The organism is Kitasatospora sp. NPDC059973, from assembly GCF_042737525.1.
Classification (GTDB): Bacteria; Actinomycetota; Actinomycetes; order Streptomycetales; family Streptomycetaceae; genus Kitasatospora.
Window position 1 is genome coordinate 1 of sequence record NZ_JBHWUI010000019.1, and the last position, 15,426, is coordinate 15,426.

Annotated in this window: 13 protein-coding genes; 9 read left to right on the forward strand and 4 right to left on the reverse strand. The window is 74.7% G+C overall.

Annotated features, from left to right (window positions below):
- The first annotated feature begins 178 nt into the window (after positions 1–178).
- Positions 179–535 (forward strand): glyoxalase, encoded by a 357-nt coding sequence (locus ACFWA9_RS08050; protein WP_380384439.1) that lies wholly within the window; start codon positions 179–181, stop codon positions 533–535.
- Positions 536–821: 286 nt separating this feature from the next.
- Positions 822–1,622 (forward strand): SGNH/GDSL hydrolase family protein, encoded by an 801-nt coding sequence (locus tag ACFWA9_RS08055; protein ID WP_380384441.1) that lies wholly within the window; start codon positions 822–824, stop codon positions 1,620–1,622.
- Positions 1,623–1,779: 157 nt separating this feature from the next.
- On the opposite strand, the gene ACFWA9_RS08060 is transcribed toward ACFWA9_RS08055, so the two are convergent.
- The 3 genes from ACFWA9_RS08060 to ACFWA9_RS08070 all read right to left on the reverse strand — a co-directional run bounded on the left by ACFWA9_RS08060 (position 1,780) and on the right by ACFWA9_RS08070 (position 6,171).
- Positions 1,780–2,658 (reverse strand): nitroreductase/quinone reductase family protein, encoded by an 879-nt coding sequence (locus ACFWA9_RS08060; RefSeq protein WP_352291132.1) that lies wholly within the window; start codon positions 2,656–2,658, stop codon positions 1,780–1,782.
- 321 nt (positions 2,659–2,979) lie between these two features.
- Positions 2,980–4,128, reverse strand: coding sequence for a polysaccharide deacetylase family protein (locus ACFWA9_RS08065; RefSeq protein WP_380384443.1), 1,149 nt, complete (start codon positions 4,126–4,128; stop codon positions 2,980–2,982).
- Between the two features lie 213 nt (positions 4,129–4,341).
- A complete protein-coding gene (locus ACFWA9_RS08070) occupies positions 4,342–6,171 on the reverse strand; it encodes an AMP-dependent synthetase/ligase (protein ID WP_380384445.1) in 1,830 nt (609 codons plus the stop codon).
- Positions 6,172–6,767: 596 nt separating this feature from the next.
- Here ACFWA9_RS08070 and ACFWA9_RS08075 point away from each other — a divergent pair.
- The 6 genes from ACFWA9_RS08075 to ACFWA9_RS08100 all read left to right on the forward strand — a co-directional run bounded on the left by ACFWA9_RS08075 (position 6,768) and on the right by ACFWA9_RS08100 (position 12,894).
- Entirely contained in the window at positions 6,768–9,692 is a 2,925-nt protein-coding gene (locus ACFWA9_RS08075; protein ID WP_380384448.1) for a nitrate- and nitrite sensing domain-containing protein, read from the forward strand.
- A complete protein-coding gene (locus tag ACFWA9_RS08080; RefSeq protein WP_329490565.1) occupies positions 9,689–10,108 on the forward strand; it encodes a roadblock/LC7 domain-containing protein in 420 nt (139 codons plus the stop codon). Before ACFWA9_RS08075 ends, ACFWA9_RS08080 begins: the two co-directional genes overlap by 4 nt.
- 8 nt (positions 10,109–10,116) lie before the next feature.
- Complete coding sequence (locus ACFWA9_RS08085; RefSeq protein ID WP_380384452.1) at positions 10,117–10,584, forward strand: DUF742 domain-containing protein; 468 nt, start codon at positions 10,117–10,119, stop codon at positions 10,582–10,584.
- A 70-nt stretch (positions 10,585–10,654) separates the two neighbouring features.
- Positions 10,655–11,203, forward strand: a complete 549-nt coding sequence (locus ACFWA9_RS08090; RefSeq protein WP_352291158.1) for an ATP/GTP-binding protein — start codon at positions 10,655–10,657, stop codon at positions 11,201–11,203.
- 658 nt (positions 11,204–11,861) lie between these two features.
- Positions 11,862–11,990 (forward strand): hypothetical protein, encoded by a 129-nt coding sequence (locus tag ACFWA9_RS08095; protein ID WP_329490566.1) that lies wholly within the window; start codon positions 11,862–11,864, stop codon positions 11,988–11,990.
- 82 nt (positions 11,991–12,072) lie between these two features.
- Positions 12,073–12,894, forward strand: a complete 822-nt coding sequence (locus ACFWA9_RS08100; protein ID WP_380384455.1) for a winged helix-turn-helix domain-containing protein — start codon at positions 12,073–12,075, stop codon at positions 12,892–12,894.
- Between the two features lie 76 nt (positions 12,895–12,970).
- Here the strand turns inward: ACFWA9_RS08100 and ACFWA9_RS08105 are convergent, their stop codons facing one another.
- Complete coding sequence (locus tag ACFWA9_RS08105; RefSeq protein WP_352291138.1) at positions 12,971–13,753, reverse strand: IclR family transcriptional regulator; 783 nt, start codon at positions 13,751–13,753, stop codon at positions 12,971–12,973.
- Positions 13,754–14,308: 555 nt separating this feature from the next.
- Here ACFWA9_RS08105 and ACFWA9_RS08110 point away from each other — a divergent pair.
- On the forward strand, positions 14,309–15,391 hold the full coding sequence (locus ACFWA9_RS08110) for an ABC transporter substrate-binding protein (RefSeq protein ID WP_380384459.1): 1,083 nt from the start codon (positions 14,309–14,311) through the stop codon (positions 15,389–15,391).
- Positions 15,392–15,426 lie beyond the last annotated feature (35 nt).

The window sequence follows — 15,426 nt, forward strand, 5'->3', positions numbered from 1 at the left end:
CGTCGCCAGCTTCTGTTGTTAAAATCAGTCCGGGCCCCGGCGCGGGCCCGCGCCCCGGCCCCGGTGCCGGAGCCGCCCCCGCCGACGTCCCCGCCCCCGACGTCCCCGCCCCCGACGCCCCCCCGCCCCGCCTCTCCCACCCCCGGCCGTCGTGCGAGCGGGGGGTGACCGAGTGACGGTGCCGCACCCGGCAGGGCTCTTCCACCACGTCGAGCTCTGGGTGGACGACCTCGCCGCCGCCGAGGCGCAGTGGTCCCCGGTGCTGCTCTCCCTCGGCTGCGAGCCGTTCCAGCAGTGGCCCCGGGGCCGCAGCTGGCGTCTGGGCGCCGCCTACCTGGTGATCGAGCAGTCGACCGCGCTGCTCCCCGGCGGTCATCAGCGCCTGCGCGCCGGGCTCAACCACCTCGCCGTGCACGGCTCGCGCGCGGCGGTGGCCGCCGCCCTCGCGGCCGGGTGGACGGTCCGGGTGGACACCGGCGAGGCGGTGCACCTGATCAACGGTCAGGGCTTCGAGCTGGAGATCGTCTGCGCCTAGCGGCGGGCCTCGGTGTCCGCTCCCGCGCGGCGTCCGGCGGCCGTCCGCCCCGGATTCCCGGCGTCGGCACCGGGGGGTGAGTGCGCGACGGCCTCGTGACCGTCCCTCGATCGGGGCACCCCGACACCGGCGCCGCCGGGGCCTGACCAGCGCACTTGCCGTATCCCGCCGCCGAGTTCACTCCACCGTCGTCAGACTGCCCGTCATTTGCCTTGGCATGACCACTTACCGAGCACCCTACTGCCTGGTATCACAGATGTGACTCACGTCACCCCCTGGAGGTGTCATGCTACGCCCCACCCGTGCCATGTCCATGGCCGCCCTCGCGGCTCTCCTCACGATGACCACCCTCTTCACCGCCTCGTCCGCCCACGCGGCCGGCGTGAACTACGCCGCCCTCGGCGACTCCTACGCCTCCGGCCTCGGCTCCGGCAGTTACACGAGCGAGAGCGGCAGCTGCAAGCGCAGCACCAACGCCTACGCCTACCTCTGGAAGAACGCGCACGCGCCGTCGTCCTTCTCCTTCGTCGCCTGTTCCGGTGCCAGAACCGGTGACGTCCTCAACAACCAGCTCTCGGTCCTGAACTCCGGCACGACGCTCGTCAGCATCAGCGTCGGCGGCAACGACGCGGGCTTCGCCAGCACCATGCAGACCTGCGTGCTGGACTCGGAGAGCGCCTGCCTCAACGCCGTCGCCGCCGCGAAGACCTACGCCAACAACACCCTGCCCGGCCAGCTCGACCAGGTCTACGCGGCCATCCACGCCAAGGCGCCCAACGCCCGCGTGGTGGTGCTGGGCTACCCGCACCTCTACAAGGTCGGCGGCAGCTGCATCTTCGGCATCGGCGACACCAAGCGCGCCGCCATCAACAGCGCGGCGGACGTCCTCGACGGTGTCATCGCCAAGCGGGCGGCCGACGCCGGCTTCGCGTTCGGTGACGTCCGGAGCGCCTTCACCGGGCACGAGATCTGCGCTTCCGGCACCACCTGGCTGAACAGCACGACCCTGCCCATCGAGGAGAGCTACCACCCGAAGGCCGCCGGGCAGTCGGGCGGCTACCTCCCGGTGTTCTCCGCGCAGGTCTAGCCGGCGCGGCACCCGGGTGCCGGCCGGTCCCGCCCACCTCCGGGGCGGGACCGGCCGGCGCCTCGCTCAGCGCACCGGCTCAGCGCACCGGCTCAGCGCACCGGCTCAACCCACCGGCTCAACCCACCGGCTCAACCCACCGGCTCACCGCCCCGGCTCAGCGCCCCGGTGGGAAAGGGATGCCGGCGAGCACCGGCAGCAGCTCCCGCTCCTCGTGGTCCAGGTGCGCCTCCAGCTCGGCCGACATCCGGGCCAGCTCCGCCCGGAACCGCTCGGGTTCGGCCACCCCGATCCCGGCGAGCAGCTTCACCAGCCCGTCCTTGATCCGGCCGACCGAACGGTGCTCCTCGCCCAGCCGGGCGAGCGTCTCCCGCAGGTGCGGGTGGCTCCGCGCCAGCGCGGGGAAGATCGCGGCGTCCTCCCCGGTGTGGTGGTGGGTCAGCCCCGCGCAGAGCGCCAGGCAGTGCTGCCGGATCTGCAGCCCGAGGCCCGGCGGCCGGCCGTCACCGGCGGGCCCGGCCGCGAAGTGGGCCTCCGTCTCGGCCCGGACGTGCCGCAGCTGGGCACGCAGCCAGGTGTGCACCTCCAGCAGTTTTCCCGCCAGGTCGGCCACCTCGCGCGGCTCGGCCCCGGACCGTTCCAGTGCCACCACCGGCAGCACCCGTGCGGTGTGCGCCTGGTAGTCGCCGTACCCGGGGGCCGCCCGGACCACCGCCTCGAAGAGTCGGTCCCGCCGGGCGCCCTCGGCCGGCACCGCGACGGCCTCGAACGCCTCGGCGCCGAGCTCCACCCGGACCACGGGGTGGGCGAGCAGATTGCGGTACCACTGGGGGTGGTCCGGCGCCCCGGCCGCCGAGGCGACGACCAGCAGCAGACCGTCCGCGCGGACGTACCCGAGCGGCACGGTGTGGTCCTGTCCGGTCCGTGCGCCGGTGGTGGTGAGCAGCAGCAGGTCGCCGCCCTCGAAGGGGCCGCCGACCTCGCCGCCGTTGGTTCGGAATTCCTCGATGATCGCTTGGTTGAATGACATGGGCATACGCCTGTGGAGTCTCCGGTGCATGGGGAGTGGAGGCCACGGCGCCGCATCGCACGAGCGCAACGGACCGAAGCGGGCGTGCGGGCAGCGCCGCAGCCGCTCGGGTCAGATCAGGGAAGCGGAGTGAGAACTCATCGCGCATCGTCCCTCGGTCGAGGTGCCCGCCCGGTCGCCGGCCGGCCCAGTTCTCTTTGGCCGACACCGCGCTGCACGCCCCCCATTACAGTCACCCGCCCACCCCGTGTCAACGAGCTCGATCAGGATCGAGGGCGGTGCGCGCCGCCGCTCTTCCCTCGGGGGAGCGGCGACGCGGGTCGGGGGCTACCGCAGGTAGGAGGCCAGGCCGGCCGGCTTCAGGCCGGCGGTGTCGGCGGCGGCGAGGGCGCGCTGGAGGTCCCCGGCGAGGGTGTCGGTCCAGTGCATCAGGACGACGTCGCCGGGGGACAGGGTGCCCTCGTGCCAGATGTTGGAGGCACCCCAGCTGAAGTCGGCGTCGGCGGTCAGCAGGTGCTGGATGCCGCAGTTGGCGGCGGCCTGCAGGGTGTCGGCGTTCCAGGCGAAGAACGGCGGGCGGAAGACGGTCGGGGCGGTGCCGAAGGTGCGGACCTGGGCGTCGCGGGCGTCGCAGATCTCGACCTGCTGCTCGGCCGGGCTGAGCGTGGTCAGATCCGGGTGGGAGACGCTGTGGTCCTGGATGGAGGAGCCGGGCACGGCGGTGACGCGGCGGAAGAAGTCGGGGTCGGTGGCGGCCGGCATGGGCAGCGGGAACGCGGTGATCGGCAGCTGGTGGTCGGCGATGAACCGCTCCGCCTCGGGGGTGCGCTGCCAGCCGTCGTCCACGGTGAAGAAGACGACCCGGTCGCTGGTCGGCACCGAGCCGGCGGCGGTGGCCGGAGCGGGGGCCGGACCGTCCACCCGGACGTCGTCGACGGCGAACGGACCCTGCTGGTACCAGCCGTGGACGTACAGCCGGACGGTGCGCGCGTCGGGACCGGTGGTGAACCGGGTGGTCAGCTTCTGCCAGCCGCCGTTGGTGGTCGCCGTCCAGGCGGGGGCGACATCGCGCCCGGTGCCGGTGACGCCGAGGTGGACGAAGGCGCCGCGGACCCAGGCCGAGGCGGTGTACGTGGTGCCGGGCCGGACGGAGACGGTCTGCGCGCACTCGCCATTGGAGTCGTCGTTCGCCGGGGTGACGGCGAGGGCGGAGCCGCCGGAGTGCGGGGCGGTGGTGGTGGCGGACGCCTCGGCGGGGCCGCCGGTGCAGCGCCAGCCGGGGACGCTGCCCCAGTCGGCGAGCGAGGAGGCGGGGATCTCGAAGCCCGGGTTGGTGGCCAGGTTGACGGCGGGCGCCGCGGCCCCGACCGGTCCGGCGGAATCGGCCGAGGTAGAGGTCGAGGCCGACGCCGGGGCCGCGAGACCGCAGACGGCGAGCAGCGTGCAGGCGGCGAGCGCCGACAGGCGTGAGGACATGGACACGTGAGGACTCCTGCGTGGGGGCAGTGGAGGACACGCCCGTGGGGAGGGCGTGTGGAACGGGGTGGAGCGCTCCCCGAGGGGCGGGAGCCGTGGGCGTGCCGCACTCAGACCGAGGCAAAACAATGGACTGGACCACTCGGATCGTCAAGGGAGTGACGTGCCGTGAGCCCGCTGTCCTCCGTACCGCAAAAAGGACGAGACGGACCGTCAGGAGCTGTACAGCTCGTCGATGTCCGGCCGGTAGTACTCCGTGATCGCCGCTCGGCGCAGCTTCAGCGAGGGCGTCATCAGGCCCTGGTCGACGCCGAACTCGCGCGGCAGCAGCCGGAACGCGCGGATCGACTCGGCGCGGGAGACGGCGGTGTTCGCCGCGGCCACCGCCCGCTGGATCTCCGCGTGCAACTGCTCGTCGGAGAGCACCGCCCACGGGTCCAACTGCTCCCGGCCGTGCGACTTCAGCCAGTGCGCCAGGGCGGCCGGGTCGAGCGTGATCAGCGCGGCCACGTACGGGCGGTCGTCGCCGACCACCAGGCACTGCGAGACCAGCGGATGCGCCTGCACCCGCTCCTCCAGCGTGGCCGGGGCGAGGTTCTTGCCACTGCTGGTGACGATCAGGTCCTTCTTGCGCCCGGTGAGGGTGAGGTAGCCGTCCTCGTCCAGCCGGCCGAGGTCGCCGGTGCCGAACCAGCCGTCGTACAGCGACTCCTCGGTGCAGCTCGGGTGGTTGAGGTAGCCGCCGAAGACGCCGGAGCCGCGCACCCACACCTCGCCGTCGTCGGCGATGGCCACCGAGGCCCCCGGGACGGGGCGGCCGACCGTGCCGAGCTTCTGCCGGCCGGCCGGGTTGGCGGTGATCGCGGCAGAGGTCTCGGTGAGGCCGTAACCCTCGTACAGGCTGAGGCCGATGCCGGTGAAGAAGAGGGCGAGCTCCCGGTTGAGGGCCGAGCCGCCGCACATCACGCCGCGCACCCGGCCGCCGAGCACGGCCCGCAGTCGCGGGTAGACGGTCCGCTCGTACGCCAGGTGGCGCAGCCGCAGCCGGGGGCCCGGTCCGGGGCCGTGGCCGAGCGCGCGCTGCTCGCGGGCGGTGGCCCACTCGACGGCCACCAGCCGGGCCTGCTCGAAGAGTTCGCCCCGCCCGGCCTCCTCGGCCGCCCGCCGGGCCTGCTGGAACACCTTCTCGAAGACGTAGGGGACGAGGTGCAGGAAGGTCGGCCGGTACGCGGCGAGCGCGGGCAGCAGGGCCTCGGTGGAGACCTCGGGGATGTGCCCGATCCGGAAGCCGCCGCGGATCGCCGCGATCTGCACCATCCGGCCGTAGACGTGCGCCAGCGGGAGGAAGAGCAGGGTCGACGGCTGGCCGCCGCCGGTGTCCGCGAAGACCTCGGCCCAGCCGTCCAGCAGGGCATCGGCCGCCGAGGCCAGGTTGGCGTGGGTGAGCATGCAGCCCTTGGGGCGGCCGGTCGTCCCGGAGGTGTAGACGATGGTGGCGACGTTCTCGGCCGCGACGCCGAGCCGCTGGCGGTGGACGAGCGAGTCGGGCACCCCGCGGCCGTCCTCGGTGATCGAGTCGACGCAGCCCCGGTCCAACTGCCAGATGCCGGTGAGGTCGGGGAGCGCGTCGCAGACCGCGCCGACCGTCATGGCGTGGTCCTCGTCCTCGACCAGGCAGGCCACCGCCTGGGTCTCGGCGAGGATCCAGCGGACCTGCTCGGGCGCCGCGGTCGGGTAGATCGGGACGGTGATCGCGCCGATCGACCAGAGCGCGTAGTCGAACAGCGTCCACTCATAGCGGGTGCGGGACATCAGCGCGACCCGGTCGCCGTACCGGACGCCCCGGGTCAGCAGGCCCTTGGCGAGCGCCAGCACCTCGTCCCGGAAGGCGGTCGCGGTGACCTCGTGCCACTGCGGGTCGCCGTCCGTCCGGCGGGCCAGCTGAACCAGGCCGGACATGCGTTCGGCGGTGTCGTAGAGCGAGTCGGCCAGCCCGCCGGTGGCCGGTGGTCCGGTCGGTGCGGGGGAGCTGAACTCGCGCACATTGCCCCCGATCCCGTTGTGGCCCCTGCCTGCCGGGCCCGTACGGGCGTCCGGATCGGCGGCGCGCTGAACGGTCGGGCAGGTGGAGCGAAACTATCGGATTGCTCTGTCACTGCCCAGGGGTGTGACCGTGACGCGACGAGATCGGCACCGGCCCGTAGGGAAAGTGCCGCGGCGGGGGATGGCCGGGGGTGGGCGGCCGAGGGGTGAATCCGGGATGACAGGGATCATTCGGACATCATCGGGCCGGGGGTCGGGAGAGGGCGGGTTCGACCCTCGAACGAGTGGTCAGGGCGTAGTAGGCTCTCGCAGACCTGCGGCCGAGGCCTCGCCGACCGGCCTGGTCCGACCGCCGGAAACCAGGACAAAAGCCCTGGTTGACAGCCGTGAGCCACCCTGGTCCACAGCCCCTGAGAGCGACCCCGAACGACAGCCCCACCCGAAGGCCCCATTCGAAGGCCTCGCCCGAGGTCGCGCACCACCCCGCACCACCCCCGCCGTACCGTCACCGTCACCGCCACCGCCAGCCCGCCTCTGCCGACCGCCCCTTCGAACCGCTCCCCGTCCGCGCCTGGCACTTCCCGACCGAGGACTCCATGCGTCTGCGCAGCAGCTCGATCCGCGCGAAGATCATCGCGCTGCTCCTGGTGCCCATCGTCGCGCTCACCGCCCTGTGGGTGTACGCGACGCTCGCCACCACCGGTGACGTCTGGAGCCAGTTGGCGGTCAGCAGTACGTACAAGGAGTTCGGCAAGCCGGTCGACCAGTACGCGTACGACCTGCAGAACGAGCGCCGCGCCGCCGTCCAGCGGCTGGCCGACCCGAGCTCGCGGGCCGCCCGGGACGCCTTCGAGCAGGCCCAGGCCGTCACCGACCGGGACCTCGTGACGCTGCGGCTGAAGAAGACCGACGACGGGGGCAAGCTCGACGCGGCGCAGCGCGGCCGGTACCTGCAGATCCTCGCGGCCGCCGACCAGCTGACCCCGCTCCGCAGCCAGATCAACCGCTCCTCGCTCAACTGGGAGTTCGCGCTCGGGCAGTACAGCGACCTCGTCAAGCCCACCTTCGGCTTCCGGTCCGCCTTCGTCGCCCGCCAGAGCGGCCAGCTGCCGCGCCAGGGGACGATCCTGATCGAGCTGGCCCGGGCCCGCGAGTACCTCTCCCAGGAGGACGCGGCGATGGAGGGCCTGAGGACCGCCTCCGGTCGGCCCACCGCCGAGCAGTACCAGGTCGCGATCGACGCCCTGCACAACCAGCAGGCGCTGTTCACCGTCTACATCGCCGAGCTCGACCCGGCCGACCAGAGCGACTACATCGCGCTGCGCGGCGGCGAGGCCTGGGCGGCGCTGTCCCGCGCCGAGGCCGACTTCGTGGGCGCGGGCGGGCCGGAGCGGGTGGTCCAGGCGATCAACGGCGACTCCTGGCGGGAGACCGCCGACCGGGCGCTGGGGGACCTCGCCGCCATCAACACCCGGCTGGCGGGGGCGATCGGCGATCGGGAGCGCTCGTACGCGATCGGGCTGCTCTGGCGCGGCGGCATCGCCGGTGCGATCGGCCTGGTCGCGGTGGTGCTGTCGGTGATGATCTCCTACCGAATAGGCCGGGGCCTGGCCCGCGAGCTGATCGGCCTGCGCAACGCCGCCAACGAGCTGGCCGGCACCCGGCTGCCCTCGGTGATGCTGCGGCTGCGCAAGGGCGAGGCGGTGGACGTCGCGACCGAGGCGCCGGAGCTGCAGTTCGGCTCGGCCGAGATCGGCCAGGTCGGGCGGGCGATCAACGCCGTCCAGCGGGCCGCCGTCGAGGCCGCCGTCGAACAGGCGGACCTGCGGCGCGGCGTCTCCGCGGTCTTCGTCAACCTGGCCCGTCGCAGCCAGGTGCTGCTGCACCGCCAGCTGACGCTGCTGGACACCATGGAGCGCCGCACCGAGGACCCGGCGGAGCTGGAGGACCTCTTCAAGGTCGACCACCTCACCACCCGCATGCGCCGCCACGCCGAGGGCCTGATCATCCTGGCGGGCGGCTCCCCGGGCCGGGCCTGGCGCAAGCCGGTGCGGATGGTGGACGTCGTCCGTGCCGCCGTCGGCGAGGTCGAGGACTACGCGCGGGTGATCGTCCGGCCGTTCCCCGGCACCGGACTGCTCGGCAGCGCGGTCGCGGACGTCACCCACCTGATCGCCGAGCTGGTCGAGAACGCCGCGGTGTACTCCCCGCCGAGCACCCAGGTGACCGTCCAGGGCGAGGTGGTGGCCCACGGCTTCGCGCTGGAGATCGACGACCGGGGGCTCGGGCTGAGCGAACTCGCGCTCGCCGAGATCAACGAGCGCCTCGCGGTGGAGCAGGAGTTCGACCTCGCGGACACCGACCGCCTGGGCCTCTTCGTGGTCAGCCGGCTGGCCCGCCGGCACGGCATCCGGGTCCACCTGCGGCCGTCGCCGTACGGCGGGACGACCGCGGTGGTGCTGATCCCGCGCGAGCTGCTGGCGGAGGCGTCGGACGGGCCGCCGGCCGGGGCGGCTCCCGGCCGGCGTGCGGTGCCGGCCGGGCAGGGCGAGCGCGATCTGGTCGTGGTGCCGCCGCCGGGCGGCGCGGGTACGGCGGGCGGTGCGAGCGACGCGGCCGACGGCGGGCCGGGGCCGGAGGCCCGCCGGGCCGTCGGGACCGCGTCCGACCAGGGCGGACGGCACCGGGGGAGCGGCGGCCCGCGGCCGTCGGCGCCCGACACCACCCGTACCCCGGGCGGTCTGCCGCGGCGGGCGCGGAACAGGACCGGGCCGACGCTGGTCACGGCTTCGCCGGACGAGGCGGTCCGGGGCCCGGGCCGTCACCGCCGGGAGGGCCTGGCCGCGCCGGAGGGCGCCGAGGCCGGACCGCAGGACGCCGGTACCGCCGGTGTGCCGGACCGCACGCCGGTGGGGCAGCAGCCGCCGGCCGCCGTCCCCTCCGCCAGGCTGTCCTCGGTCGGTCGGCCCCCGGTCGGGCTGCCCGAGGCCGGGCGATCCATGGCAGCGCAGCCCCCGGCGGAGCAGCCCTCCGCCGGGCGGGCGGCCGACGGTCCTCCCGCCGGCGGGCCCGGTCCGCTGCCGCGCCGCGTCCGGCAGGCCAGCCTCGCGCCCCAGCTCCGGGAGCGCGCCGTCCAGGAGCCCGAGCGGTCGGCCGCCGAGACCGCCCGCGAGCGCTCGCCGGAGGAGGCGCGGGCGACGTTCGCCTCCTTCCAGCGCGGCTTCACCCGGGGCCGCGGTTCGGCCGCCTCCGTCCCGCCCGCCCGGCCGGACGCCGTGCCCGCGTGGCAGCCGCCGGACCCGAACCGGCGCGCGATCGCACCGGCCCCGGCCCCGGCGGCCCTGCCCGCCCCGCCGCCCGGCGACCGGGCCCCGCTCGCCCGCTGGGTACCGGGCGCGTCGCCCGCCCCGCGCCCCGCACAGACAGCACCCTCGACACCCGCGGTACCGGCACCACCTGCAGCACCCGCAGTGAAGGCACCACCCGCACCACCCGCTCCAGCGGAAGGAAGAGATTCATGACCACTTCGACGCAGTCGTCCGGGGACCTCAACTGGCTTCTCGACGATCTCGTGGGGCGCGTCGCGGCCCTGCGGCACGCGGTGATCCTGTCCAGTGACGGGCTGGCCACCGGGGCCTCCCGCGACCTCGACCGCGAGGACGCCGAGCACCTGGCCGCCGTCGCGGCCGGCTTCCACAGCCTGGCCAAGGGCGCCGGCGGGCACTTCAAGGTCGGCGGCGTCCGCCAGACCATGGTCGAGCTGGACGAGGCATTCCTCTTCATCACCGCGGCCGGCGACGGCAGTTGCCTGGCGGTGCTGAGCGAGGCCGAGGCCGACATCGGCCAGATCGCCTACGAGATGGCCCTGCTGGTCAAGCGGGTCGGCGAGCACATGGCCGCCGAGCCGCGCACCGAAGCCGCCCCGCCGGGGAGATGAGCGGCCCGATGGCGGAGGAGGAGCCCGAGCTGGAACAGGACGCCCCGGCCGGGGACGAGTCCGGGGTCGACCTGTTCCAGCCGCGCACCCCGGTCGACGACCGGTGGTTCGACGACGAGGCCGGTCCGGTGGTGAGGCTGTACTCGATGACCCGGGGCCGTACCCGCCCGGTCGAGGACGGCCTGTTCGACCTGATCTCGCTGATCACCGTCGCCGAACCCGGGCCCCGGGCCGGGGCGGTGCCCGCGCTGGTGCTCGACCCGGAGCACCAGACCATCCTGACCTGGTGCCGCCGCGAGCCGCTGTCCGTCGCCGAGCTCGGCTCCTACACCGACCTGCCGGTCAGTGTGGTCCGCGTGCTGCTCGGCGACCTCTACGACGCCGAGCTGATCAGCGTCACCCGACCCGTTCCGCTCGCCGAGCTGCCGGACGAGCGCCTGCTGCGAGACGTGATCAATGGACTCCGTGCGCTCTGACCACCACGAGAACGCCGCCGCCGGTGCCACGGCCGACGACCCGCCCTGGCGGGGTGGTCCGGCGGTCGCGGTGAAGATCCTGGTCGCGGGCGGCTTCGGCGCGGGCAAGACCACGCTGGTCGGCTCGGTCAGTGAGATCCGCCCGCTGCGCACCGAGGAGGAGCTGAGCGAACTCGGCCGCCCGGTGGACGACACCGCGGGGGTGGAGGCCAAGCGGACCACCACCGTGGCGATGGACTTCGGCCGGATCGACCTGCGCGCCGGGCTGGCGCTCTACCTGTTCGGCACCCCCGGGCAGGACCGGTTCTGGTTCGTCTGGGACGAGTTGGCGCGCGGTGCGCTCGGTGCGGTGGTGCTCGCCGACACCCGCCGACTGGCGGACTGCTTCCCCTCGGTGGACTTCTTCGAGCAGCGCGGCATCCCCTTCGTGGTGGCCGTCAACTGCTTCGACGGCACCGAGCTGTTCGCCGCCGAGGAGGTCCGGGACGCGCTCGACCTGGACCCGGGGATCCCGGTGCTGCTCTGCGACGCCCGCCGGCGCGAGGACGGCAAGGACGTGCTGGTCGCCCTGGTCGAGCACGTCGGCGCACAGCGAAGGGGCGGCGCGGGCCGGGCCTGACCGGTGCTCTGCCGATCGGGCCCGGCGCAGACGCCGGGGAGCCCGGGCGGCCGCCGGCGGCCGCCCGGAGCCGTCGTCTCATTCGGACGTCCGCATGCCGGACGTCCGCCGGTCGGAAGGTTGCCTAGACCGGGTCCGGCGTGGAAGGCTCTGGACGAAGGCCGCCCGGCCCTGCGGTTCGGGATGCCTCGGAGCACACCGGAACGCCGCGGGAAGACCGGCGGCGCACCACGACGCACCGCTCACGCGACCGCGTCCAGGACCAGGGGGAGGGCAGTACCGTGACCGTCGACCACCGCCGTGCCGCGGCCGCGCCGGCCCCGGTCACGCCGGCCCTGACGATCCGCCGGTACATCGACCACGCGCTGATCTGCAGCGCCTGCTGTCGGTGACGGACCGGCCGGCCTCCCGGTAGCCCGACGGGCCTCGCGGCCCACCCGGTCGTGAAGCGCACCTCTGACGCTTCGTCAATCCCTAGGCCCGGCCGCACCGGACGCCGGTCCGGCCGTGCCGCCGTTTCCCATGCCCGCTCTCGCGGAGACCACCAGTGAACCTCGCCCGCCCCATCACCACCCCTGCTGCCGCCGTGCCCGTCGGCGTGCCGGGAGCGTCGCACCGCGTGCGGTGCAACGGTCCGTTCACATGGTTGAATGGGCGCATGAGCAACGTCGTGGACAGCAGCCGAGGTCACCTCGACCTTGAGCCGTTCTGGCCGTCCCGGCAGCCGCACCTGTTCGACCAGACGTGTCCGGGCTCGCCCAGCGCGTCCCGGCCCGCCGTCCGCTGACCTCGGTTCAGCCCCCGGCAGTACACCCGGTCGACGCGCAGACGACTCCACCCCGTCCGTCACGCGCGAAATGAGCGGCACCATGTCTTCCTCCTCCACGGCCACCCTTCCCCTTCCCGCCGCGACCCCGCACCTGCGCGCGGTCCGCTCCGTCCCGTCGAGCGCCGAACGATGGCACGGCGCCACGATCCCGCCGCACCCCGCCGCCCCCCAGCACCAGCCGGGGCAGCACCACCAGGTCGGCCAGGCGCCGTCGCACTTCGTGCCGCCCGCCCCGGCCGCGGCCCCGGCGCCGCAGGGCGGCCAGGTCGCGCAGGCCCTGCTCGCCGCGCTGCCGGAGGGGGCCACCGTCGTCGCCGCGCTCCCGCAGGGGGCGCTGCCGCAGGCCCTGCTGGCCCAGTACGGCGCGCAGTTCGGCGCCTCGGCCGGCCACCCGATGGTCGGCTACCTGGTGCTGGTGCCCGCCGAGGGCGGCGCGCCGCTCGGCGGCGGGGCCGCCGCGGTCGGCCCCGGTCAGCACGTTCAGGGCGCCCCGCTCCTCGCCGCGCAGGCGCCGGACCCGACCCAGCCCCGCGCTCAGGTCCAGCCGCAGGCCGCCCGCCCGGTCCGGCCCGCCGGTCACGGCATCTCGGTCGACACCGAGCGGCGCAACGCCTACGTCGACGGGCGGTTGCTCGACCTCACCTACCTGGAGTTCGAGCTGCTGGCGCACCTGACCGAGCACCCGCAGCGGGTGCACACCCGTGACCACCTGGTCTCCGCCGTCTGGGGCTACGGCCACGTGGGCGACGGCCGCACGGTGGACGTGCACGTGGCGCGCCTGCGCCGCAAGCTCGGCGCGGCCTACCGCGACAGCATCGTCACGGTCCGCCGGGTCGGCTACAAGTACACCCCGGTGGCGTGACCCGCTGCTGAATCCCGTCGTCACGGGCCGGGCGTTCCTACGAACGCCCGGCCCGTGACGCATGCATGACGGTCCGTCAGGCCCGCTGGTCGGGCGGCAGTAGCAGGACGGCCAGTGCGGCGGCGCAGGTCCGCGCGTGCCCCAGGAACCAGTCCAGCCGGTCGTCGGTCAGGTGCGCCGGAGTCGAGCGGACGGCCAGGGCGAAGCGGGCCTGCCCGGCGCCGTCCAGCACCGGGACGGCCACGGTGCGGACCCCGGCCGCCGACTCGCCGTCGTTGAGCGCGTAGCCGGCGGCCCGTACCTTCGCCAACTCCTCGTCCAGCCGAGCGGGTTCGGTGATGGTCCGGTCGGTGAACGGCAGCAGCGGGCCGATCGTCGAAGGCTGCGGCTCGCCGGGGCGCGGCCAGCCCAGCAGGACCTTGCCCAGCGCCGTCGAGTGCAGCGGGCGCCGCAGTCCGAGCCCGGTGTCCGGGCGCACGGAGGCGCCGACCAGGATGACCGCGTGCGGGCCGCTGCGGATCGCGAGGTCCGCGGTGGCCCCGGTGCGCTTGGCGAGCAGGTCCAGTTCGGGTGCGGCCAGGTGCAGCCCCCGCTGGTGGAAGCTGAGTTGGCCGAGTTCGGCGACCGCCGGGCCGAGCCGGTACCGGGCGGTCTGCTCGTCCTGCTCCAGGAAGCCGGCGCTGACCAGGGTGCGGGCCAGCCGGTGCGCGGTGGAGACCGAGAGGTCCATCCGGCGGGCCAGGTCCGAGGCGCTCAGGTCGGGGCCGTTGTCGTGGAAGCAGTGCAGGAGCCCGAGGGCCCGCTGGACGGCCTGTGCACCGGCCGGCGGGCTCTGGACGGCGGTGGCGGCCTCGGCCATGGCACCTCGCGTTCGGTCCGGCGCCCCGGCGGGTCCACCGGGGTCGGTTCCAGACTATGGCAGCCGCTGCTGCGGAATTGTGTCGGCGGCATTGCAATGGGATGGCGTTGATGAACAAGTGATCCCACGATGTGGCAAAAGCTTGCTTCGCGCTCCCTCGGCGTGGAACGCTCGGCACATCGCCCCGGACGGCCCCGTCCGGAGCCCGAGTTGTCACCCGGACCACCCAACCGGCAGGAAGGAGCAGCGCCGTGACGACCCACCGGTGCTCCGCCCCCTGCACCTGTTGTCGCTGACCCGCCGTAGCCCCCGAGCCGGTCGAAACGCCGCACCGCGCCCCGTGTCCTCCCAGGTCGGTGCCCTCCCGCACCGCCATGGGCCCGTCGCCCGGCCGCGCCACGGCCGGACCGCCCGCCCGCTCCCCACCCGGTTCCCCGGTCGGCCCCCGTGCAGCCCGCTGCTCAGCCCTCCGCTCAACCCTCTCCCTCCGACCGACCACGCCCGGTGCCGCGCCCCGCCGCTGCCCGTATCCGCCCAGCCAGAGGACCCGCCACCGTGCCCAGCCACGCCCGCTCCACCGCCGATGCCGCCCCCTCCGACGCCGCACCCGCCGCGGCGGCCGGTGGCGCAGCCGACGCCCCGGACACGCTCTGGTTCACCCGCTGCCCCGTCCCCACCGCCACCGGCATCGCCGCCGACCAGGGCCGCTTCGCCCGGGAGTTCGCCGCCGACGGCATCGCCGTCCGCTCGCTCCAGGACGCCCCGCCGGAGGTGGCCGCCGACCACCACTACACCCACGCCCTCACCGGCCTGTTCCGCGAAGGCGGCAACGTGCCCGCGCTCTGGGCCCGTTCGCGCGGCGAGCGGACCCGGCTGATCGGTCTCACCTGGATCGAGGAGCGTCAGGTCGTCCTGGTCCGGGCCGGCAGCGGTATCGGCTCGCCCGGGCAGCTGCGCGGGCTGCGACTGGCCGTCCCACGCCATGGGATCGGCATCGACTTCTGGCGGGCGATGGCCCTGGCCGGCCTGCACGGAGCCCTCGCCACGGCCGGACTCACCCTGGACGACGCAGAGTTGGTCGACGTCCCGGCCGCGCCGGGCGGTGGGCAGTGGGCCGCCGAACTGGCCGCGCTGCGCGACGGCGTGGTGGACGCGGTGTACGTCAAGGGCGCGCTGGCCGTCGAGGCGGCCCGCCGGTTCGGCGCCGAGGTCGCGATCGAGCTGGACGCCGCGCCGGACCGCCGCAGCCGGGTCAACAACGGCACACCGCGCCCGGTCACCGTCCACCAGCGACTGCTGGACGAGCGTCCGGACCTGGTCGCCCGCTTCCTGACCGTCCTCCTGGAGGCCGCCGACTGGGCCGCCGGGAACCCCGCCGAGGTGGCCCGGATCCTGCGGGCCGAGACCGGCGCCGGCGCCGAGGGCGTCGCCGGGGCCTACGCGGCGGGCGGTCACCGCACCCTGCACCTCGACCTCTCGCAGGAGCGCCTCGGCCTGTTGGAGCAGCAGGAGCGCTTCCTGCGCCACCAGGGCTTCCTCGCCGCCCCCGTCGACGTCGCCGCCTGGGCGGACCCCGAGCCGCTGCGCGCCGCCCGCGCCCTGCTCGCCGCCCGCCGCGCCGCGGCCGGGCCGGCCTGACGCCGCTCACCCCCCACGCCGCCGCCCCCCACGCC

Bases quoted from the DNA above. Each gene is read 5' to 3' on its own strand.
- ACFWA9_RS08055 (WP_380384441.1), top strand. From the start codon at position 822: ATGCTACGCCCCACCCGTGCCATGTCCATGGCCGCCCTCGCGGCTCTC.
- ACFWA9_RS08060 (WP_352291132.1), bottom strand. From the start codon at position 2,658: ATGCCCATGTCATTCAACCAAGCGATCATCGAGGAATTCCGAACCAAC.
- ACFWA9_RS08065 (WP_380384443.1), bottom strand. From the start codon at position 4,128: ATGTCCTCACGCCTGTCGGCGCTCGCCGCCTGCACGCTGCTCGCCGTC.
- ACFWA9_RS08075 (WP_380384448.1), top strand. From the start codon at position 6,768: ATGCGTCTGCGCAGCAGCTCGATCCGCGCGAAGATCATCGCGCTGCTC.
- ACFWA9_RS08080 (WP_329490565.1), top strand. From the start codon at position 9,689: ATGACCACTTCGACGCAGTCGTCCGGGGACCTCAACTGGCTTCTCGAC.
- ACFWA9_RS08085 (WP_380384452.1), top strand. From the start codon at position 10,117: ATGGCGGAGGAGGAGCCCGAGCTGGAACAGGACGCCCCGGCCGGGGAC.
- ACFWA9_RS08095 (WP_329490566.1), top strand. From the start codon at position 11,862: ATGAGCAACGTCGTGGACAGCAGCCGAGGTCACCTCGACCTTGAGCCG.
- ACFWA9_RS08100 (WP_380384455.1), top strand. From the start codon at position 12,073: ATGTCTTCCTCCTCCACGGCCACCCTTCCCCTTCCCGCCGCGACCCCG.
- ACFWA9_RS08105 (WP_352291138.1), bottom strand. From the start codon at position 13,753: ATGGCCGAGGCCGCCACCGCCGTCCAGAGCCCGCCGGCCGGTGCACAG.